Raw genomic sequence first — 20964 nt, 5'->3', positions numbered from 1 at the left:
GATCTTGTTCTAAATCAGCAAAAAAGTTATGCTTGGGATGCATAAAGACGCTCGGAATGGTGGGTATCACGGATCTGCTTAGTTTGTTCGTGCAAGTTTCGTGGTGCTGCAAGGAGGACGGTATGACGTATAAACAAATTAAATGGATGATTCTATTCGTACCTACGCTAACGGTAGGGGCCTGGGAATATGTGAGACACCAATTTTTACTCCCCTATATATCTATGGACCTTGGCAACTGGCTGACTCCAGTTCTCTTGTATTTGGTCAGTGTGACGCTGTTAACCAAGCTTTTTCGTATGCTGGAACGTATTCAGATGGAGTTGCAATACGAACGCGCGGCCAAAGCAGCCCTTGAAGCCAGAGAGGATCTTGCCAGGGAGCTGCATGACGGGATTGCCCAATCGCTTTTTTTGTTGTCCGTCAAAATGGATCGCCTGGAGCATAACGAAGATCAGGAGCAGTATCGTCAGGATATTTATAAAGTCAGAAAGACCGTCCACGAAGTGAACCGCTATGTTCGTCAGGCCATTGCCAATTTACGATTTGATCCGACCACCGATGAGATGCTGGCAACCAACGAATCATTGGACTATAAGGTGCAGCAAATGATTCATGAAATCCCTGTGTATGCAGATATTCAGTGGACGATTCCCGATGATGCGCTGAATCTCAAAGAGAAAGTAGAACTTCTGGCCTGTATTCGCGAGGCGGTGGTCAATATTGAAAAGCACGCACGGGCTTCCAAATTCTGGATTATTGGAGAAGGTAACTGCGATCAATGGAAAGTCACCGTCAAAGACAACGGCAAAGGCTTTATGACCGATCCATATCAGTTTAAAGACCGATACGGCCTGAATATCATGAAGGAAAGAGCGGGAGATATGAACTGGACGTTGCAGCTTCTGTCGGATTCTTCGTATACCATGGTGGAAATAACCAAAGAGGGAGAACATAAATGACGCATACCCGTGTACTGGTCGTAGACGATTCTGCTCATGCTCGCGAGGCCATCTGTGAAATATTGTCCATGGATCAAAGCTTTGAAATCATCGGGATGGTGGACAACGGCGAAAAAGCAATTGAGTTTACCGAGCAGTGGCTTCCAGATCTGATCCTGATGGATATTTCGATGCCTGGAATGGACGGGCTGGAGGCTACACAGCGGATTAAGCTCATGTTTCCATATGTCAAAATAGTGATGATTACCGTGTCGGATGATATGATTCATCTGCTTGAAGCTTTGAAACGGGGGGCCCAAGGCTACCTGTTAAAAAATATAGCGCCCTCCACATGGCTGGAATATCTGCATTCTATTGTGAATGAGGAGGCGCCGCTGAGTCGGGAACTGGCTTTTCAAATCTTGAAAGACGTTACCATAACAGCGAAAAAGGAACCGCAGGTCCGCCTTACCTCAAGAGAGCAGGATATTTTATATGGGGTGGCCGCTGGGTGGACGAACAAGGAAATCGCCGAAAAGTACGGTATTTCCGAGTACACAGTAAAAAACCATTTGAAAAATATTTTGCAGAAGCTGCATGTTCAGAACCGTGTACAACTGACGAGATATGCGTTGGAAATGGGGCTTGTTCCTGATGATCCTAAATTCAGGTCATAAGCCTCTTTGTTTTTTTGACACCATTTAGTTCAGAATATAGCTCCAATGAGGTATTTTAAATTTTGATTAACTTTTATATACTGGTTAGAGTTGGCGTGCTACACATGAACGGTCAACTGGAGGGGAATGATCTGAATGAAAACAATTATCTCTAAGCATTGGCACCTGATGCTGATTGGCTTTGTAGCGCTGATCGTGGGCGGATTTGTCTTGTTTTATTTTCAGGGGAGCGTGTCGTCGTTTCCAGCAAGTCAACCTAAAACCGTTCAAGAAGAGCCGGACAAAGCCAAGTATGAAATTGCTACGGTCAATGTAGAGGGAGACGGTTTTTATCCTAAAAATATTGAAATAAAAGCGGGTGTCCCGACTAAAATTAATTTTAAAAGATCGACATCCTTTACTTGTATAGACGAAGTACAGTCGCTGAAGCTTGGAATGGACGTCTTTATGGACCACGAAAATAATTATTTTACGGTCAAGGACCTGAAACCGGGTGTATATGAGTATAACTGCGGTATGTACATGTTCTATGGGACGATCACGGTAAAATAAATCAATACCAGCTTTCCAGCACATTTGTGCCGGGAGGCTATTTTTTTGCCTTAATATAAGGTATCTATGATAATAGTCACAAAATGTTCAAGGTTATAAGGCAAATATAGCTCAAGTGGGTCAGGTCATGACAAGCCAAAGGTAGGTAAAATAGAAGGAAACGATAGAGAAATGAAGGGGAAATATGAATAAACACAGGTTTATCCCAATGGTATGTATGCTTTTGATCGTAGTCTTACTGGCTGCTTGTTCTGGCCCGCAAGAGGGTTCAACGCAAGCAACACAGCAGCCCAAGAAAGAGCTGACTTTTCTGTTTAACTTCGCTAGTCAGACCGTTGATCCCAGTCTCGATTATATAGCGTTAAGAGCAGGTGTTGTAGAAACGTTGGTTAAACTGGACGAGAACGTAAAAAGCCAGCCATGGCTGGCTACCCAATGGTCGAGTAAAGACGGGCAAAACTGGGAGTTTCAGATTCGTGATGGTGTAACCTTTCAAAACGGAAAAAAACTCACCGCAGAGACGGTTAAGCAATCGCTGGAACGCTCAATAGAGCTGAATCCAGGGGTTAAGCAGGTATTGCGAATTAAATCCATGAAGGCATCCGGTCAAACGCTACATGTGGTGACGGAAGAACCATTCCCTCAGTTCCCATCCGAACTGGTTCATCCCAACACAGCCATTCTGGATACAGAAGCAGCTGATCCAGATAAAAAGCCAATCGGTACAGGGCCCTTCCAAGTAGAATCTTTCACCGCAGGGACATCATTAAAGCTTGCCCGCTATGATGGATATTGGAGTGGGGCGGCCATGCTGGATCGGGCAGTTTTTGCTTTTAACGAGGATGCGAATGCACGTTTATCCGCCATTTTATCCGGTGATGCAGATATCGTCTATCGCCCACCTGTTGAAAGCATGGACAAAATGAAGCAAGACAATCAGCTCAAGCTGGATTCAGTGGTTAGCTTGCGTACCCATGAGTTGATATTTAACACGAAAAAGCCTTTGTTCCAACATACGAATTTGCGTAAGGCATTTGATGCTTTAGTTAACCGTGAGGAACTAAAGGACGCTATTATGGGTGGACAGGCTACAGTGGCGCAAGGTCCATTTTTACCGGATTTCCCGTTTGTACCGGAATATCCAACTCGCAAAACCGGGGCTGAAGAAGCGCTCAAGTGGTTCAAGGAAGCCGGGTATCAGGTGGACAACGGTAAAGTAACGCAAAACGGGAAGCCGTTAACCTTAAAGCTGGTGACTTACGCATCCAGAGCCGAGTTCCCTATCTTCTCACAAGCGTTGCAATCGGAAGCCCAGCAATTGGGTATTATACTGAAAATCGAGCAGGTTGAAAATTACGAAGACTACTTGATGACCGATACGACTTGGGATCTCGGTATGTACAGTCCGTTGATTGCGCCTCGCGGTGATGCCAGCTACTTTTTGAATGTATCGTTTTTGCCAGATGGAACGCTGAATTTTGGGAAAATAAACGATGAGTTGTTGAATGAATTGATTTACCAGTTAGATCAAACCGTAGATACAGCCAAACGGAATGAACTAATATCTCAAGCGCTCACGAGAATTCATGAGCAAACGTACTATTCCTATCTGGTGCATCCGAACACGCTGGTTGTTTACAAAGACCGTGTGAAAAACTGGGTAACCAGCAAAAGCGAATATTACATGCTTACCAACCAGTTGGATGTTGAAGCCAAATGATTCAAATGCTTGGGAAAAGGCTGATCGAGTTTTTCCTGTTTATTTTTCTTCTGTCGCTCATCAGCTTCGCGGGAATCAAGCTTGCTCCGGGAGACGCTGTCCGACAACTGCTGCGTGCGGATGATGTGGCGGTTACGAACGAGCAAGTGGAAATTCAAAGGGAGATCATGGGGCTGAATGAGCCGGTTATCGTGCAATATGGGGAATGGCTTTCTAAATTCATTCGTTTGGATTTGGGAACCTCCTACATGACACATCGTCCGGTCATAGAAGAAATATGGACGAGGATGCCAGCGACGCTTCTTCTGACGTGTACCTCCATTGTGGTGTTGATGGGAGTTGCGGTACCGCTGGGCGCTTGTTCAGCTTTATATCCCAAGAAGTGGATTGATCGGGTCAGCCGGGTGCTCGCGATTATGGGAGCATCCATCCCCAGCTTTTGGCTAGGGCTTTTACTTATTGAGGGATTTTCGGTGCGCTGGTCGATCTTACCATCCATGGGGAATGGTACTTTGATGCATCTGGTGCTTCCTTCGCTGACACTGGGACTGACGATGGCTGCGGTATATGTACGTCTTATTCGTTCCAGCCTGTTAAGCAGCTTGAGTCAGGATTTTATTCTGGGTGCAAGGTCCAGAGGGATTGGAAGGCAACGTATTTTTTGGTTGCATGCGTGTCGCCATAGCTTGACTCCTGTAGTGACTATGTTTGGCATTAGTGTGGGAAGCATGCTGGGGGGAAGTGTCGTGGTAGAAACGATATTCGCCTATCCGGGTCTGGGAAAATTTATTGTAGAAGCCATTCATAACCGGGATTACCCGATGATTCAGGGATACATTTTATTTATGGGCGCTATCATTATGCTGCTTCATGTGATGCCGGATGTAACGGTAGGATACGTGAATCCTGAAATCCGCTTGAAGGAGGGAGGAGCTTGAGTACATCCCGACTTCCTTTATGGTTGTTTATCGGTGGAATAGCTGCATTGTTCATCCTGCCTGAGTTTATGAAAAATGATCCGTTGCTCGTTTCGCTCACTCGAAGACTTCAATCCCCAAGCGCCGAGCATTGGCTGGGTACGGATGGTTTGGGCAGAGATTTAATGTCACGGGTGGTATACGGAGGCAGAAATACGGTTGGCAAGAGCTTATTGATTTTGCTCCTGTCTCTAGGTATTGGCATTCCGGCCGGGGTCATTGCCGGGGTTATGGGCAAAGGGATAGACCGCTTGTTCATGCGGGTGTCGGATTCCTTTCTGGCTTTTCCCGATTACTTGATTGCAATTGTGCTGACGGGCTTGCTCGGGCCGGGTGTCGTCAACCTGATGATTGCGATTGTATCGGTAAAATGGGTGGCATATGCTCGTCTGGTGAGAAGCAGCCTGGTGGCTGAAAAAGAGAAGGATTATATCTACAGTGCCCGCTTGAGCGGGGTGCCGACGATTCGATTGGTCATCCGGCATTTGCTGCCAGCGGCTTTCAGAGAAATTGTGGTCGTAGCCACACTGGATTTGGGTAAAATCATTTTAATGATCGCGGCTCTATCCTATATTGGACTTGGGCTACAGCCGCCTACTCCCGAATGGGGAGCGATGCTGAATGAGGGACGGGCCTATTTTCACAGTTCTCCGTTGGCGATGGTTATTCCGGGGGGGGCCATTATGCTGTTCGTTCTTTTATCCAATCTGATTGGGGATCAGCTACGGGACAGTCTTGAACTAAGACCACGGGGGAAATGAAATGATGAACATTCTGGAAATAACCGGACTGCATTTGAGGTCGGAGCAAGGCTTGATCGTACGTGATTTTCATATATCTATTAGCGCGAGACAGTGCCATGCGCTGATTGGTGAAAGCGGTAGTGGAAAAAGTATGACCTCGCTGTCGATTGGCGATCTGCTTCCTGCGACGGTCTGGGTAGAATCCGGTAAGATCGAATTGTGCGGACGCTCGTTACTCACCCTGTCCAAGAAAGAAAGAGAACGCCTTCGCGGGCAGGAAATCGCTTATGTTTTTCAGGACTATGCCAGCGTGTTTACGCCGTTTATCACCATAGGCAAACAAATGGACGAAACGCTAAAAGCACATCATGTGTTAGAACGCAAAAGCCGGAAAGAGCGCATCAAGCAAGTCCTCGAACACGTTCGATTACCGAACGAAATATACAACCGTTATCCATTTCAGCTCAGCGGTGGGCAGCTACAAAGGGTATCGCTTGCGGTAGCCATCATGCTGGAATCCAAACTGCTGATTATGGACGAGCCTACGACAGCATTGGATCAAACGAATGCCAACGAAATTTTACGGATCATTTCAGAGCTAAAAGAACGCACCCAATGCGGCATTTTGTTCATCTCGCATGACCTGAGAAACGTCAAGCGCTACGCCGATCAAGTCACCGTAATGCGAGAAGGGCAGCTTATGGAGTCGGGGAACACATGGTCATTGTTGAACAACCCGAAGGCTGATTGAAGCTATTCCATCCTTGCGCCCATCCAATGAAAGCCGTGCATGAGTCCATATAGAGAGGGCGGTAAAGTTGTTATGAACCCGAAACTTGTGCCTGAACTTTTATTCGTGCAGGACGTGCATAAATCTTACCGCAAAAAGAGACAAGTGCTCGGCGGGGTATCGTTGACGATTCGAGCGGGTGAATGTGTGGGGCTGATCGGAGAAAGCGGCAGTGGAAAAAGCACCTTGGCACGCTGTATTATGCTTATGCAAGCTATAGATCGAGGAACAATCCGGTTTCAGGGAACGCCTGTTCAGGCAGGCAACAGGCAGTCGTTAAAACGTTATAAAGGACAGATGCAGGCCGTATTTCAAAATCCCTCTGCGGCGCTAAATCCAAGATTTCGTTTACTGGAATCCGTCATGGAGCCACTGGATCAACTGGAACGAAAGGTTCCATCTTTTGTGAAAGACTGTGGTTCAGACAGAAGAGAAATAGCAGTGAAATTGCTGGAATATGTGGGATTATCACCTGAATTGCTGGATAGATATCCTCATGAAATCAGCGGTGGACAAAAGCAACGGCTTTGCATGGCAAGAGCTATCAGCGTGGAGCCTGCACTCATTATTATGGATGAACCAACATCCAGTCTGGATACCTTAATTCAGTCAGAAATGCTAAACTTGCTCAAGGAGCTACAGGGGAGGCTGGGATTTGCGTATCTGTTTATTTCCCATGACCTACCTGTGGTGCAATATATGTGACCGGGTGCTAGTCATGCACGAAGGCCGTTTGGTGGACGAGTTTGTAAAAGAGGAAATCTTTGCTCCCGACAGACATCCGTATACTCGCCAATTGGTTGCAGAATATGATTGAGGAGTTTGAACATTCTAGAGAATTGCATTACCCTTTACCTTTGATCAGCTTACATTGCTGGTCTTTTGTTTTTTTATAAGATTTTCCTCAGGAAATTTACATTAGAACGGAGCAGGCGGAATGGTGCTGGACAAGCGATAGCGGTCGCCTTTGTCCCCGGATTTCTACCGTTGTGTGTTTATTCAAGAAATTCGGGGGGCAACAGCGATGGGAAGCACCATCCGCATGCGTAGTGGCACCCCATGTAAATCCCAACCCCCCATATATCTAATTTTGAACTGATTTTTCTCCTAATTCGTTGGGTATCCGCTTTCAAGCCAGCCAAGTATGATAATAGTAATTATATACAAGGAGGAGCTTGCTATGGAATCATCAATTGAAACCGCTTCCAATGCTGGTGCTACGATTCCTGAATCTAACCGGGGCAGACGGCGCAGGGTGCGCGGGCCGAAGCGCGGGCGTGGTGAAAAAGGCTTGTGGGACAGTGTAAAGCAGCAAAAGTATCTTTATTTTATGTCCATTCCTTTCGTCATATGGGTGTTTATTTTCAGTTATCTTCCGCTGTGGGGCTGGACGATGGCGTTTCAAAATTATAAGCCGGCCAAATCCTTTTCGGACCAGAAATGGGTAGGGCTGAATAACTTTATTGAGCTATTTCAGGATGAACGATTTTATCTGGTATTACGCAATACGCTGGCGATGAGCCTGATGGGCATTGTATTTGGTTTTGTTGTACCGATCTTTTTTGCCATTCTGCTAAATGAGCTACGGGGGATGCTGTTCAAACGATTTGTGCAGACGATATCCTACCTCCCGCATTTTGTATCCTGGGTAGTTGTTGCCGGATTGGTTACGAAAATGCTGTCCATCGACGGAGGGATCGTCAACGATATATTGATAGCGCTTCATATTGTGGATGAGCCGATTCAGTTCATGGCAAAGGGAAGCTGGTTCTGGTATATTGTAACCGCTTCCGATATATGGAAAGAGACAGGCTGGAATACGATTATTTATTTAGCCGCCATTACCGGAATTGACCAGGAGCAGTATGAAGCCTCGCGTGTGGACGGGGCAAGTCGCTGGAGACAGATGTGGCATATTACGTTACCGGGTATCCGTTCGACCATTGCCGTTCTGTTCATTATGGCGATTGGGCATCTGGTGAGCAACGGTTTTGAAAAGCAGTTCTTGCTCGGCAACAGTCTGGTGACGGATTATTCCGAGGTGCTGGATTTGTATGCGCTGAATTACGGGATTAATTTGGGTCGGTTCTCTTACGGGACGGCGATTGGTATTTTCAACTCATTGGTCAGCATCCTATTGTTGTTTACGGCAAATGGCATATTCAAAAAACTGACCAAAGAAAGCATCATGTAGGAGGGAGATGCGAAATGACGACAAAGGCTTTTAACGCGACCCGATCTGAAAAGGTGTTCGATCTGTTCAACTACATCCTCATGGCTCTAATCGTGGTCGTAACGCTGTATCCGTTTCTGAACGTACTTGCGATTTCCTTGAACAATTCGACGGACACTGTTCGTGGGGGCATTTATATATGGCCCCGCCAATTTACACTCGAAAATTACAAAACGATTTTCCAATATGACGGTCTTCTTCAGGGACTGCAGGTATCGATTTTACGTACAGTGGTGGGGACGGTGCTGGGACTCATCTGTGCATCCATGCTCGCTTTTACGCTAAGTCGGGTCGATTTCCGCGCCCGCAAGTTCATTTCCACGTTTTTGGCGTTGACGATGTATTTTTCTGGCGGGATGGTGCCTGTATTTATTTTGATGCGTGATTTGCATTTGCTGGGTTCGTTCTGGGTGTATATTTTTCCGACGTTAATTAGTGCGTTTAACGTATTTGTCATTCGTTCCTTTATGGATGGTTTGCCGTATGCCCTTCAGGAATCCGCCAAGCTGGATGGTGCGAATGATTTTACAATTTATTGGAAAATAATTTTACCGTTGTGCAAGCCTGTCTTGGCGACCATTGCTCTCTTTTTGGCGGTAAATCAGTGGAACTCGTGGTTTGATACGTATTTGTATAACGGAGGAGCTGCGCAATGGACGACGCTGCAATTTGAGCTGATGAAGGTACTGCAAAGCACGCAGCAAGGCGGCTCCAGTATGACGAACAGCAATGATATGGCGAAGCAAATGGCACAAATCTCGCCAGAGTCGATCAAAATGGCGATTACGATTACGGTCACCCTCCCCATCCTGCTGGTGTATCCGTTCCTGCAAAAGTATTTTGTAGGCGGCATGACGCTGGGTGCAGTGAAATCATAATGCAGTGAAATCATAAAAGCCGGATTCCCAGAGGTAAAGTAACAGCTATTTTGCAGGCTAAGTCATCATATGAATACAGGAGGTTTTGTTCATGAAAAAGGTTTGGTCCAGATTTGTACTTATTCCCTTGCTTGCGGTATCACTTGCTGCACTGGCAGGCTGTAGCGGGAGCCAAAATGCAGCCAAGGAAGGCTCATCTAGCGGAACCGATCCGGTTACGTTTAGCTTCTTTGGAGCCGACCCAAGCCCGAAATGGAACGGAATGAAGGATGAAATAGGCCAGGAAATCACCAGGAAAACAGGTGTAACCTTGAATGCGGAATTTGATGTCAGTGGCGGAGGTGGAGATGACCGAATTGCTTTGATGGCAGCAAGTGGAGAATACCCTGGCTTGGTTTCTCCTAAAGCGAATATTAGCAAGCTCGTGGATGCGGGGGCCATGATTGATCTGACCGATCTGATCAATGATCACGCGCCGAATCTCAAAAAGCTGTACGGCCCCTACATGAATCGACTGAAGTACAGCAATAAGGATCAGGCCATCTATGTCATCCCTACGTATGCAGGTGTGGGACAGAAGAACTTTGATGCGACGGGTGGATTTGAAATCCAGCACAGGGTACTTAAGGAGCTGGGATATCCGAAGGTAAAAACATTACAGGATTATGAAAACGTACTCAAAGCCTATGTAGCCAAGCATCCAACCATTGACGGTAAAAAGACCATTCCCCTCACGCTGGATGCGGACGACTGGAGAATCATGATTACCGTAACCAACCCTGCCTACCAGACGACCGGAGCGTCAGACGATGGAGAATATAATATTGATCCCAAGACATTTGAAGCCAAGCTCCACTACAAGCGTCCGGTGGAAAAAGAATATTTTCGCTGGTTAAACCACATGTACAATGAGGGGCTGCTGGATAAGGAATCCTTTGTACAAAAAAGTGACCAATACAAATCCAAAATTGCCAGCGGGCGTGTTCTTGGTCTCATTGACCAGGAGTGGGGCTACCTGGAAGCTGAAAATGCGTTAAAAACGTCAGGCAAGGCCGATGCCAGCTATGCACATTTTCCAGTTACACTCTCGGAGGAATATAAGGATCATTCCTTTCAGGATACAGGCTTTATGTCCGGTTACGGTGTAGGCATTACCGAGAGCTGCAAGGACCCGGTGCGGGCTATTAAGTTCCTTGATTTTTTAGCCTCCGATGAAGGACAGGTGCTGGTGAACTGGGGAATCGAAGGAAAGCATTATGAAATTAAAGATGGAAAACGCGTCATTCCGGCTGATGTGCTGGAGCAAAAAACGAACAACGCCACCAATTTTAACAAAACAACCGGGCTGGAGCTGTACACGTTGATCAGTGGACACTACGGCGATGGTGTGAAGGACCCTGCGGGTAACTATTACACCACCAAATTTCCGGAACAAATTATCGCAAGCTATTCGGAGCCGGAAAAGGAGTCGCTCAAGGCGTATGGCGTAAAAACGTGGAAGGAACTGTTCCTGAGCGAGAAGGAATTTGATGTGAAGCCATGGGGCGCAGCTTATAACCTGACGACAGACAATGAATCCAGCTATAACGTTACGTTCAAAAAAACGACGGATATTATCCGTAAGCGTATACCGGAGGCTATCTTGGCCCCAACATCCAATTTTGACACCGTATACGACAACATGCTTAAAGAGCTGGATGCTGCCGGAGCGGTACAAATGGAGCAACAATATACTCAATTGGTGAAGGACAGAGTGGAATTGTGGAACGGCAAGGCTTCTAAATAGCGAGCTGACTTAACGAGGCGCAACAAAATGACGGAATGACGGAGCGCTTGTCCTGTGGTTCATACGGGATCGGCGCTCTGTTTGATCTCAATGGGGAGGGTTTGATGTGATACAAACCGAAAAGCAGAAATCCCTGCGTTTATGGTATCGCCAGCCTGCCGAGGTGTGGGAGGAAGCATTGCCTGTCGGCAATGGGAGGCTGGGCTCGATGGTATTTGGCGGGATCGGGGAGGAGCGTTTGCAATTAAACGAGGATACGCTCTGGTCCGGATTTCCCAGGGATGGCGTTCAGTATGATGCATTGCGATATTTGAAGCCCGTCAGGGAGCTGATTGCGGACGGAAAATACAAGGACGCGGAACATCTGATCAATGCGAACATGCTGTGGCGCGATACGGAGGCTTACCAGCCTTTGGGCGATTTGTGGATTACACAGGAGGGACTTGGGGCAATCGCGGAGTATGAACGCGAACTGGATTTGGCCACCGGAACGGCGGCGGTCACTTTTCATAGTGGCGGTATTCGTTATACCCGTGAAGTCATCGCCAGTGCGCCGGATGGAATTATTATGGTATCGCTGACTGCGGATACGCCAGGCAAGATCAATGCAACCGTACGTATCACTACACCGCATCCTTGTGAAGCCGAGGCTGGCGAGGATGCACATTTTGGTGATTCATCCGAATGGGATAGCGATAAGGAAGATGACTCTTCAGGTGAACCAACGAGGGACTTAATTACGTTGACCGGGCGAGCGCCCAGTCATGTGGAATCCAATGATCACGGTGAACATCCGCAGTCGGTTGTTTATGAGGATGAATTGGGGATGGCTTTTGCGATTCAGGCACGGATTATCGCCGAGGGGGGGACGCTGACAGAGGATGATGATGGAGTGCTGAGCGTATCGGGTGCAGATAAACTCACGGTATATTTGGCCGCAGCTACCGGATTCCGGGGATTCGATACTCGACCGGACAGTGATGCAACGGAACCGACAGCCGTATGCCAAGCTACGCTGGCTAGAGCGGTCTTGCTTGGATACGAGCAGGTGAAGCATCGGCATGAGCAGGATCATGGGGAACTGTTTGGCCGCGTTGAGTTAGAGCTTGGGAATGGTATCGGGACGGATCGAATGACAAACAGACAAATTCCGACTGACTTGCGATTGGAGAAGTACCGTGAAGATCAGGCAGACCCGGATTTGGAGGTGCTGTTGTTTCAGTATGGACGCTACTTGCTGATAGCCAGTTCGCGTTCAGGCAGTCAGCCCGCCAATCTTCAAGGTATCTGGAATGACCGGGTGCAGCCGCCGTGGAACAGCAATTATACAACTAACATTAATACCCAGATGAACTATTGGCCGGCGGAAATATGCAATCTTGCTGAGTGCCATGAACCACTGCTGCACATGATAGGAGAAGTCAGCCGTACGGGACGCAGAGTTGCTTCGATCCATTATGGTGCGAAAGGCTGGACGGCCCATCACAATGTAGATGTGTGGAGGTATGCGGGACCGTCAGGAGGTCATGCCAGTTGGGCCTTTTGGCCGCTCGGGGGTGTCTGGCTAACCGCCCATTTATGGGAACGTTACCTGTTTACTCAGGATACGGCTTATTTGGCGGAGCAAGCTTATCCGCTGATGAAGGGAGCGGCCGCCTTTTGTATGGATTGGCTCGTGGAAGGCCCGGACGGCTGGCTTGTGACCTCGCCTTCTACATCACCTGAAAACAAATTTAAAACCCCGGACGGAGAGGATTGCAGTATATCCATGGGTTCCACGATGGATATGACGCTAATTCGGGAGTTGCTGAGCAACTGCATTCAGGCTGCGGAGCTGCTGGAATTAGACGATGAGTTCCGCAACCGCTGTGAAGAGACGCTGCAACGCCTGCTGCCTTATCAGATCGGTCGTCACGGACAGCTACAAGAATGGTTCGCCGATTTTGAGGAAGCGGAGCCGGGACATCGACATGTTTCGCATTTGTACGGATTGTACCCTGGTCGACAAATTCATGTTCGTGATACCCCGGAGCTGGCGGAGGCGGCCCGCATATCGCTGCGCCGACGGCTCGATCATGGCGGAGGTCATACCGGCTGGAGCTGCGCCTGGTTGATTAACCTGTACGCGCGGTTGGAGGATGGCGAAGCAGCGCATCGGTATGTTCGCACGTTGCTGTCGCGCTCGACCTACCCCAATTTATTCGACGCTCATCCACCTTTTCAGATCGACGGTAATTTCGGAGCGACGGCGGGTATCGCGGAAATGCTGCTACAAAGCCGTCCGGGTGAGCTGACCTTGCTGCCTGCCCTGCCTTCTGCATGGCCTGAGGGGCGGGTCAGCGGATTGCGGGGGCATGGCGGGATGACGGTTGGCATGGAATGGTCCGGTTCCCGGCTCGTCCGCGCGGAGCTTACCGCATCCGCCCCGACGGGACGCTGCACGATTCGCAGCGCTCATCCGTTTAGCGCAGATGCTCGGCAGGCTCAGCCTGATCCAGAGCATGGAGGATTCATTTTGTCATGGAATTTTACCAAAGAGCAGGAAATTATGGACAGACATTCGATTATTATTGATGGAGAGGAAGAGCAAATATGACCATTTTTCAATTTCCGCAGGACTTTATGTGGGGGACGGCAACAGCAGCCTATCAAATCGAGGGGGCCTATGAGGAGGATGGAGAGGTTTGTTCATCTGGGATACCTTTGCCCATACGCCTGGCAAGGTGTTCAACGGAGATAACGGGGCTTGTATCAACGATGAGATCGTAAATGGCAAGGTTGAGGATGACCGACGTATTTCCTATATGCAGCAGCATTTGGTGCAGGTACATCGGGCGATTCATGACGGCCTTCACGTCAAAGGCTATATGGCATGTCGCTCATGGACAATTTTGAATGGGCGGAAGGATATAATATGAGATTCGGCATGATTCATGTCGATTTCCGCACTCTGGCCCGCACCCCCAAGGAAAGCTACTATTGGTATCGAAATGTGGTAAGTAACAACTGGCTGGAGACCAGACGTTAAAAGAAAATATACTTTGATACTAAAGCGGACATGGGCATGTCTTCGCTCCCTTTTGTTTGAACAAAGAGTCCTCTGGGGTAATAATATCCAAGTTGAATTGCAGGTTGCTAAAAGTATGGTGAAGCGATTAAGAATAAGATCACAGGGATTGTGCATACTGACAAAAATACCTGAAGAGGGCGCTTCATCAATTTTAGACTAGAGGGAGTGGAGGATATGGCTTCGAATTTTAGTAAATCAGGATCGAACGAAAAGCAAATGAGCCGCTTCGTGTCTGTCATCGCTTGGCTCGCTTGGATTGTAGGCATTATTCTTATTTTGTTCAATTTAGGTAATCTAAGTGATCGTAACATATATTTAATGGTGGGTATTGGATGTGTCGTTGGCGGATTGTTTATTTATATGATCGGAAAAGGGCTGGTCATTGCCCGCAAGAAGGAAGATCAGGAGAAGGGACGCAGTTAATACAACTGAAATAACATCTATAGAAAAACAACAACTTGGGTCTTCGCACAGTGTGGAACAATAAACTGTCTGGAGCCCCGTTTTTGCTTCCTGACATCGCAAGAACAAACTTCAGCTACAAGCAGTGTGTCTTCCTTGGAATACTCCGATATATTCTTTTGCTTATGTCACCTTTGTAGTAATAGTAGATTTTGAATTTGCAAGAGAAATTTTATTTTTAGAGAGATTTTTCACAAAAAACGGACAAATAATCGACAATTCTGTTAACAATAAAAAAAGTATCCTCTTTTCTGATATCTTATATAGGGGCAACATTACAGGAGTTCGTAAGTTTTGAGTAATTTATTATTTTAATGAGAGGGGAACAACATGAACAAAAAACCAAAAGCGATTATTGCGTTGGTTTTGACCGTGCTCACGGTAGCATTGCTCATTTGGACGTGTTTTTATGCTGGCGGAAAATACGTTGTTTTCGATCCAAAAGGACCTATTGGGCAAACACAAAAAGAGCTGATCATTCTTTCAACGTCTATGGCTGCACTTCTAATTGTACCGGTCATGTTTTTGACTTTTTTCATCATTTGGCGTTATCGCGACGCACCGGATAACAAGGCGAAGTACGAACCCCACTGGGACGACAGTAAAAAACTGGAGACCGTATGGTGGAGTATTCCAATTATTGTCATCCTGATTCTTGCGGTTATCACTGCGAGATATACCTACTTGCTGGAGCCTTCCAAGCCATTGGCAAGTACACAAAAACCAGTAACCATTCAAGTCACTGCACTGGACTGGAAATGGCTCTTTATGTATCCGGAAGAAGGTATTGCTACAGTCAATGAAATTCACATTCCTAAAGGTGTTCCGGTCCGTTTCGAGCTGACTGCTGATGCGCCGATGAACTCGTTCTGGATTCCGCAATTGGGTGGCCAGATCTACACCATGTCAGGCATGGCCATGAAGCTGCACTTGCAGGCTGATCAAGAAGGAACTTACTTTGGTTCGGGCGCAAACTTCAGCGGTGAGCATTTTGGACAAATGCGCTTTGATGTAGAGGTTCAGTCGGATGATGATTATAAAAACTGGGTTGCTAACATTAAAAAGCAATCCAAGCCCCTGACGAAGGATGGCTATTTGGCGCTTGCCAAGCCAGGCCTTTCCCAGACTGACGAGTATTCTTCAATTCCAGACGGTTTGTTCCAGGATATTGTGACCAAGTATGTAGTGGAGGGGGCTCCTAATCCTCATGCTGGGCATGGCGGAGCTTCCACAGAAGGTTCTTCCAAGTCTGGCAGCACTGAAGATACAGGCACCATGAGTAATATGAATATGAGCGGACACAATTAAATGATTATAGGGAAGGAGGCCCCCAATGCTTGACAAAATAAAAGAGTTTGCATCCACTTTCTTCGTAACTGGAGACCCAATGATATATGGAGCGGATGTTTCTATCGCTCTCGCGATGATCGGGATCGTGTTTGTGCTCACTTATTTCAAAAAATGGGGCTGGCTTTGGAAAAACTGGTTGACCACCGTTGACCATAAAAAAGTCGGTATTATGTATATCCTCGCAGCCATCTTGATGCTGTTCCGTGGAGGCGTGGACGCATTGTTGATGCGTTTACAGCTTGCTACACCGGATGTTACACTTTTGCATCCTGAGCATTACAATCAGATCTTTACAACGCATGGCACGATCATGATCTTGTTTATGGCGATGCCATTGATGTTTGGTTTGTTTAACATCGCGGTACCACTTCAAATTGGTGCGCGTGACGTTGCGTTTCCTTTCCTGAACGCGCTGAGCTTCTGGCTGTTCTTTATGGGAGCGATGCTATTCAATCTGTCCTTCGTTATTGGCGGTTCGCCGGACGCAGGTTGGTTGAGTTATCCACCGCTTTCGGAGCTGCAATTTAGTCCCGGCGTCGGTCAGAACTTTTATATCTGGGGTATACAGATTTCTGGTATAGGTTCATTGGCTACGGGGATTAACTTTATTGTTACCATTATTAAAATGCGCGCACCTGGTATGACATGGATGAAAATGCCTGTCTTTACGTGGTCCGTATTTTCATCATGTGTTATCATCATTTTCGCGTTTCCGATTCTGACGATAACATTGGCTTTGCTGTTCCTTGACCGCTTCGGAGGAGGACATTTTTTTACACTTGATTTCGGCGGTAACCCTATGATGTATATCAACCTGATTTGGATGTGGGGTCACCCTGAGGTTTATATCGTAGTTATACCTGCCTTCGGTATTTATTCCGAGGTCATCAGCGTATTCTCCAAAAAGAAATTGTTTGGCTACAAATCCATGGTTTACGCCATGTTCATGATTGCTATCCTGTCCTTCTTCACCTGGGCGCATCACTTCTTCACGATGGGATCAGGCGCAGATGTTAATGCATTCTTTGCCATTTCGACGATGGTTATCGCAATACCGACAGGGGTTAAAGTGTTTAACTGGCTGTTCACGATGTATCGGGGTAAGATCACATTTAAGACACCTATGATGTGGGCAATTGCCTTTATTCCGAATTTCCTGATTGCAGGTTTGACGGGCGTCATGTTGTCTGTAGCGCCTGCGGACTTCCAGTTCCATAACAGTTACTTCCTGGTCGCTCACTTTCACTCCGCTCTGATTGGCGGTGTAGTGTTCGGCTATCTGGCAGGTCTGTACTATTGGTGGCCTAAAATGTTCGGCTTCACTCTGCCTGAAACGCCGGGTAAATGGGCTTTCTGGTTCTGGAATATCGGCTTCTATGTGTGTTTCATTCCACAATATTCCCTCGGTCTGATGGGTATGACACGTCGTCTGAGCACTTACGGCTGGGATACTGGCTGGCAGCCGCTCAACCTTGTTTCAACCGTTGGAGCATTCCTGATGGGTATTGGCTTCTTGTTCCAGGTTCTTCAAATTCTTCTGGGTATCAAAAATTTCCGCAAGCTGAAGGATACAACTGGCGACCCTTGGGGTGGTCATACGTTGGAATGGTCGATCCCTTCACCTGCACCGGAATACAATTTTGCTACCATCCCACAAGTAGAAGAACGTGATGACTGGTGGGCAGAGAAAGACAAACGCGCAAAAGGAATTTTCAGAAAGCAACCGCCAATTGAAGCGATTCATATGCCGAAAAACTCGGCGATTCCATTCATTATGTCGGTATTCTTTTTCATCGCAGGTTTCGGTTTTGTATTCGGGTGGTCGCTCTTCTATATTCCGGGTCTGATCGGCGTTGCGATTTGTATGATTTGTCGTTCTTTCTTCTCGTATGATGGCGACTACTACATCCCTGCGGATGAGGTAAAACGCACGGAAGCGGCAATAAGGGGGTCTGTATAATGGCACAAGCAGCAGCACATCACAGCCATGATCATGACCACGGGCATCACGATCCACAAGAATTGAAGATGCTTGGTTTCTGGATCTTTCTTGTAACGGACGTAATCCTGTTCAGTACCTTGTTCGCAACCTATGTCGTCCTTCGGGACAGCACAGCTGGAGGACCGGGGGGCGCAGAGCTGTTTAACATGTCGGGCGTTATCATTGAAACGTTCCTCTTGCTCACAAGCAGCTTCACAAGTGGTCTGGCTGTATTGGCCATGAACAAAGGAAGCATGAAGGGATTAATCAACTGGTTAATCGTGACGGCAATCCTGGGTCTTGGTTTTATCGGTTTTGAGGTTTACGAGTTTGTTGAAATGGTACATGAAGGAGCCAATTTTGGAACGAGTGCGTTCCTGTCGGCATTCTTCACTTTGGTCGGTACGCACGGACTTCACGTTTCGTTAGGTCTGGTATGGATGATCGGCCTTATGTTTCAGCTGAAAAAACGCGGGCTCACTCCAGAGACGAAGGGCAAAGTTTCGGCGTTGAGCTTGTATTGGCACTTTTTGGACGCTGTCTGGATCTTCTTGCTGACAGTCGTCTATTTGATGGGGGTGATGTAGATGGCACAGCATCAATCAGGAGCGGGTTCGCATGGTCATGATGATTCTCACGGTTCAGTGAAATCCTATGTAATCGGATTTATTCTGTCCATCGTACTGACCATCATTCCTCTCGGTGTGGTCATGAATCATATGTTGAGTCGTACTTCAACGATGGTTGTTATTTTGGCCGCAGCAGTGCTGCAATTTCTGGTGCAGTTATTCTTCTTCATGCATATCCGTGAAAGTAATGGACCACGCTGGAATGTCATGACTTTGATTTTCGGTGTCGTCATCCTGTTGACCATTGTTGGCGGTTCTGTCTGGATTATGGAATACAACATGGTAGCACAATAATAAGTACAAACTAATTAGGTAAGAGGAAGCAGCTTAGAGCCGCTTCCTCTTTTTTTTGTGAGTATCGTGTTGGAAATATAAACTGTGGCTACTTGAACTCAAGTTTATCTATGTGTAAAATGGAATTGAATAACAGTTGGGTAAAAACAACAAACTATTTGAGAGCGGAGGATGAAAATAATGAATACAGATATACTATTTAAACCTTTTAAGGCAGGTAATTTATCTCTTTCCAATCGGATCGTGATGGCTCCAATGACACGGAATTTTTCTCCTCAAGGTATCCCAGGCCCTGAAGTGGTCGCGTATTATCGTCGTCGTGCGGAAAATGCAGTCGGATTGATTATTACGGAGGGAACCGCTATTAATCATCCCGCAGCCGTGGAGCATACGAGCATTCCTAATTTTTATGGTGAGGGATTGAAGGGGTGGGCGAAGGTAGTCGAGGAGGTTCATGCGGCGGGTGGCAAGATTATACCGCAGCTCTGGCATGTGGGGGCGGCCCGGAAAATAGGCGCGGCTAATCAGCCGAATCCTGAGGCATTACCTGTCGGTCCGTCCGGTATCACTCCTGCTGGTGAAAAGGTAGTTGAGCCGTTGAAGGAGGCCGAGATTGCTGATATTATCGCAGCCTATGCCCAAGCCGCAGCCGATGCCCAGCGGGTGGGTTTCGACGGCATTGAGCTTCATGGAGCACACGGCTATTTAATTGACCAGTTTTTCTGGGATAAAACCAACAAGCGTACAGATCAGTACGGAGGCAATTTGGCCCAGCGTACTCGGTTTGGGGTGGAGGTCATTGAGGCTTGTCGTCGTGCAGTGGGTCCTGATTTTCCAATTATACTGCGGTTCTCCCAGTGGAAGATGTACCATTATGGAGAGAAATTGGCACAGACACCGGAGGAGCTTGAACAGTTTCTGACTCCATTGGTGAAGGCCGGGGTGGATATATTCCACTGCTCAAGCCGCCGTTTTTGGGAACCGGAATTTGCGGGGTCTGATCTAAATTTAGCAGCTTGGACCAAAAAGCTAACAGGCAAGCCGGTTATTACTGTAGGCTCCATTGGTTTGGAGAAGGCTTTTTTGAGTGAACTGGAAAAAAATAATAACAGCCAGACCGATCATTCGAGTAGCGTACAGGCAAGATTAGAACAACTTGTTGGACAAGTAGCTCGAGAGGAAGCTGATCTGGTCGCGGTTGGACGGGCTTTGCTGGTTGACCCGGCGTTTGCGGTTAAGCTACGTGATAAACGGATAGAGGAACTCGTGCCTTACAGTGATGAAGCATTAAAAACGTTGAATTAAGCTTTACTTAGCACAACTTTATAGGGTGTTACCTAGGCATTGAGACTTGAAAATTCTCCGTTACAGGGCAAGCTGTAATATAAGCTATTCGTAAATTCTACGAATTTGCTATAATAGGAGCATCAAGTCGAAATACACGGGGTGAAAAGGATGAATTCTGAAACGGAAGCTTTGGATTGCGAGCCGGCTTGTCATGGTTCAGACAAAGAAATCGAACACATAAAATCTTCTCTTGTTGAGGATTCCATCGCATACAAAATGTCGGAGCTGTTCAAAGCCTTGGGTGATCCGACACGGATCAAGCTAATCTACGCTTTGGCCCAGAAGGAGCTGTGTGTACATGATCTGACCCAGGTGCTGAATATGGGGCAGTCTGCAGTATCTCACCAGCTTCGTTATTTGCGCAATCTGCGCATTGTCAAACGGCGCAAGGAAGGCAAAACGGTGTTTTATTCGCTGGATGATAATCATGTGGAGCAGATATTTTTGCAAACCCACCAGCACATTTCACATCCATAATTTTGGGATAGAAACAAAGCAGGGCGCCAAGCGATTGGCGCTCTTTTGGTGTTTGTT

General features: G+C 47.1%; 19 protein-coding genes and 2 pseudogenes. All 21 read left to right on the top strand.

Annotated features, from left to right (window positions below):
• Nucleotides 1-122: 122 nt before the first annotated feature.
• The gene (locus ACIFO6_RS00680) at nucleotides 123-962 is read left to right on the top strand and encodes a sensor histidine kinase (protein WP_430036900.1); all 840 of its coding nucleotides are present in this window, start codon (nucleotides 123-125) and stop codon (nucleotides 960-962) included.
• A complete protein-coding gene (locus ACIFO6_RS00675; RefSeq protein ID WP_404520766.1) occupies nucleotides 959-1618 on the top strand; it encodes a response regulator in 660 nt (219 codons plus the stop codon). Before ACIFO6_RS00680 ends, ACIFO6_RS00675 begins: the two co-directional genes overlap by 4 nt.
• A 135-nt stretch (nucleotides 1619-1753) precedes the next feature.
• Nucleotides 1754-2170: a cupredoxin domain-containing protein gene (locus ACIFO6_RS00670; RefSeq protein ID WP_430036897.1), complete on the top strand. Its 417-nt coding sequence runs from the start codon at nucleotides 1754-1756 to the stop codon at nucleotides 2168-2170.
• Between the two features lie 208 nt (nucleotides 2171-2378).
• On the top strand, nucleotides 2379-3890 hold the full coding sequence (gene nikA, locus ACIFO6_RS00665; RefSeq protein WP_430036974.1) for a nickel ABC transporter substrate-binding protein: 1512 nt from the start codon (nucleotides 2379-2381) through the stop codon (nucleotides 3888-3890).
• On the top strand, nucleotides 3887-4828 hold the full coding sequence (gene nikB / locus ACIFO6_RS00660; RefSeq protein ID WP_430036894.1) for a nickel ABC transporter permease: 942 nt from the start codon (nucleotides 3887-3889) through the stop codon (nucleotides 4826-4828). Before nikA ends, nikB begins: the two co-directional genes overlap by 4 nt.
• Entirely contained in the window at nucleotides 4825-5628 is an 804-nt protein-coding gene (gene nikC / locus ACIFO6_RS00655) for a nickel transporter permease (RefSeq protein WP_430036891.1), read from the top strand. Before nikB ends, nikC begins: the two co-directional genes overlap by 4 nt.
• A 1-nt stretch (nucleotide 5629) precedes the next feature.
• Nucleotides 5630-6361, top strand: a complete 732-nt coding sequence (locus ACIFO6_RS00650) for an ATP-binding cassette domain-containing protein (protein WP_430036888.1) — start codon at nucleotides 5630-5632, stop codon at nucleotides 6359-6361.
• 72 nt (nucleotides 6362-6433) lie between these two features.
• Nucleotides 6434-7217: pseudogene (locus ACIFO6_RS00645) on the top strand (ABC transporter ATP-binding protein).
• A 363-nt stretch (nucleotides 7218-7580) separates the two neighbouring features.
• Complete coding sequence (locus tag ACIFO6_RS00640) at nucleotides 7581-8594, top strand: ABC transporter permease (protein WP_430036885.1); 1014 nt, start codon at nucleotides 7581-7583, stop codon at nucleotides 8592-8594.
• A 14-nt stretch (nucleotides 8595-8608) separates the two neighbouring features.
• Nucleotides 8609-9511: a carbohydrate ABC transporter permease gene (locus ACIFO6_RS00635; RefSeq protein ID WP_430036882.1), complete on the top strand. Its 903-nt coding sequence runs from the start codon at nucleotides 8609-8611 to the stop codon at nucleotides 9509-9511.
• Between the two features lie 91 nt (nucleotides 9512-9602).
• Nucleotides 9603-11297 carry an ABC transporter substrate-binding protein gene (locus ACIFO6_RS00630; RefSeq protein ID WP_430036879.1) on the top strand — a complete coding sequence of 565 codons (1695 nt, stop codon included), beginning with the start codon at nucleotides 9603-9605 and terminating at the stop codon, nucleotides 11295-11297.
• 106 nt (nucleotides 11298-11403) lie between these two features.
• Nucleotides 11404-13893, top strand: a complete 2490-nt coding sequence (locus ACIFO6_RS00625) for a glycoside hydrolase family 95 protein (RefSeq protein ID WP_430036876.1) — start codon at nucleotides 11404-11406, stop codon at nucleotides 13891-13893.
• Entirely contained in the window at nucleotides 13890-14066 is a 177-nt protein-coding gene (locus ACIFO6_RS00620) for a family 1 glycosylhydrolase (RefSeq protein WP_430036874.1), read from the top strand. The genes ACIFO6_RS00625 and ACIFO6_RS00620 overlap by 4 nt, the downstream gene beginning before the upstream one ends.
• Nucleotides 14033-14325, top strand: a pseudogene (locus tag ACIFO6_RS00615) (family 1 glycosylhydrolase); the annotation flags it as partial. The gene ACIFO6_RS00620 and the pseudogene ACIFO6_RS00615, both read left to right, overlap by 34 nt.
• A gap of 216 nt (nucleotides 14326-14541) precedes the next feature.
• Nucleotides 14542-14790: a hypothetical protein gene (locus ACIFO6_RS00610; RefSeq protein WP_430036871.1), complete on the top strand. Its 249-nt coding sequence runs from the start codon at nucleotides 14542-14544 to the stop codon at nucleotides 14788-14790.
• A gap of 369 nt (nucleotides 14791-15159) precedes the next feature.
• Nucleotides 15160-16137 carry a ubiquinol oxidase subunit II gene (gene cyoA / locus ACIFO6_RS00605; protein WP_430036868.1) on the top strand — a complete coding sequence of 326 codons (978 nt, stop codon included), beginning with the start codon at nucleotides 15160-15162 and terminating at the stop codon, nucleotides 16135-16137.
• Between the two features lie 25 nt (nucleotides 16138-16162).
• The gene (locus tag ACIFO6_RS00600; RefSeq protein ID WP_430036865.1) at nucleotides 16163-18139 is read left to right on the top strand and encodes a cbb3-type cytochrome c oxidase subunit I; all 1977 of its coding nucleotides are present in this window, start codon (nucleotides 16163-16165) and stop codon (nucleotides 18137-18139) included.
• Nucleotides 18139-18747 carry a cytochrome o ubiquinol oxidase subunit III gene (gene cyoC, locus ACIFO6_RS00595; protein ID WP_430036862.1) on the top strand — a complete coding sequence of 203 codons (609 nt, stop codon included), beginning with the start codon at nucleotides 18139-18141 and terminating at the stop codon, nucleotides 18745-18747. Before ACIFO6_RS00600 ends, cyoC begins: the two co-directional genes overlap by 1 nt.
• Nucleotides 18748-19083 (top strand): cytochrome o ubiquinol oxidase subunit IV, encoded by a 336-nt coding sequence (gene cyoD / locus ACIFO6_RS00590; RefSeq protein WP_044644504.1) that lies wholly within the window; start codon nucleotides 18748-18750, stop codon nucleotides 19081-19083. It begins immediately after the preceding gene.
• Nucleotides 19084-19263: 180 nt separating this feature from the next.
• Complete coding sequence (locus tag ACIFO6_RS00585; protein ID WP_430036859.1) at nucleotides 19264-20388, top strand: NADH:flavin oxidoreductase; 1125 nt, start codon at nucleotides 19264-19266, stop codon at nucleotides 20386-20388.
• Nucleotides 20389-20538: 150 nt separating this feature from the next.
• The gene (locus ACIFO6_RS00580; RefSeq protein WP_430036856.1) at nucleotides 20539-20907 is read left to right on the top strand and encodes an ArsR/SmtB family transcription factor; all 369 of its coding nucleotides are present in this window, start codon (nucleotides 20539-20541) and stop codon (nucleotides 20905-20907) included.
• Nucleotides 20908-20964 lie beyond the last annotated feature (57 nt).

The organism is Paenibacillus sp. NRS-1781, assembly GCF_050467745.1.
Taxonomy (GTDB): domain Bacteria; phylum Bacillota; class Bacilli; order Paenibacillales; family Paenibacillaceae; genus Paenibacillus; species Paenibacillus terrae_A.
The sequence above is the reverse complement of the archived record's forward strand: the minus strand, read 5'-3'. Positions and strand labels throughout refer to the sequence as shown.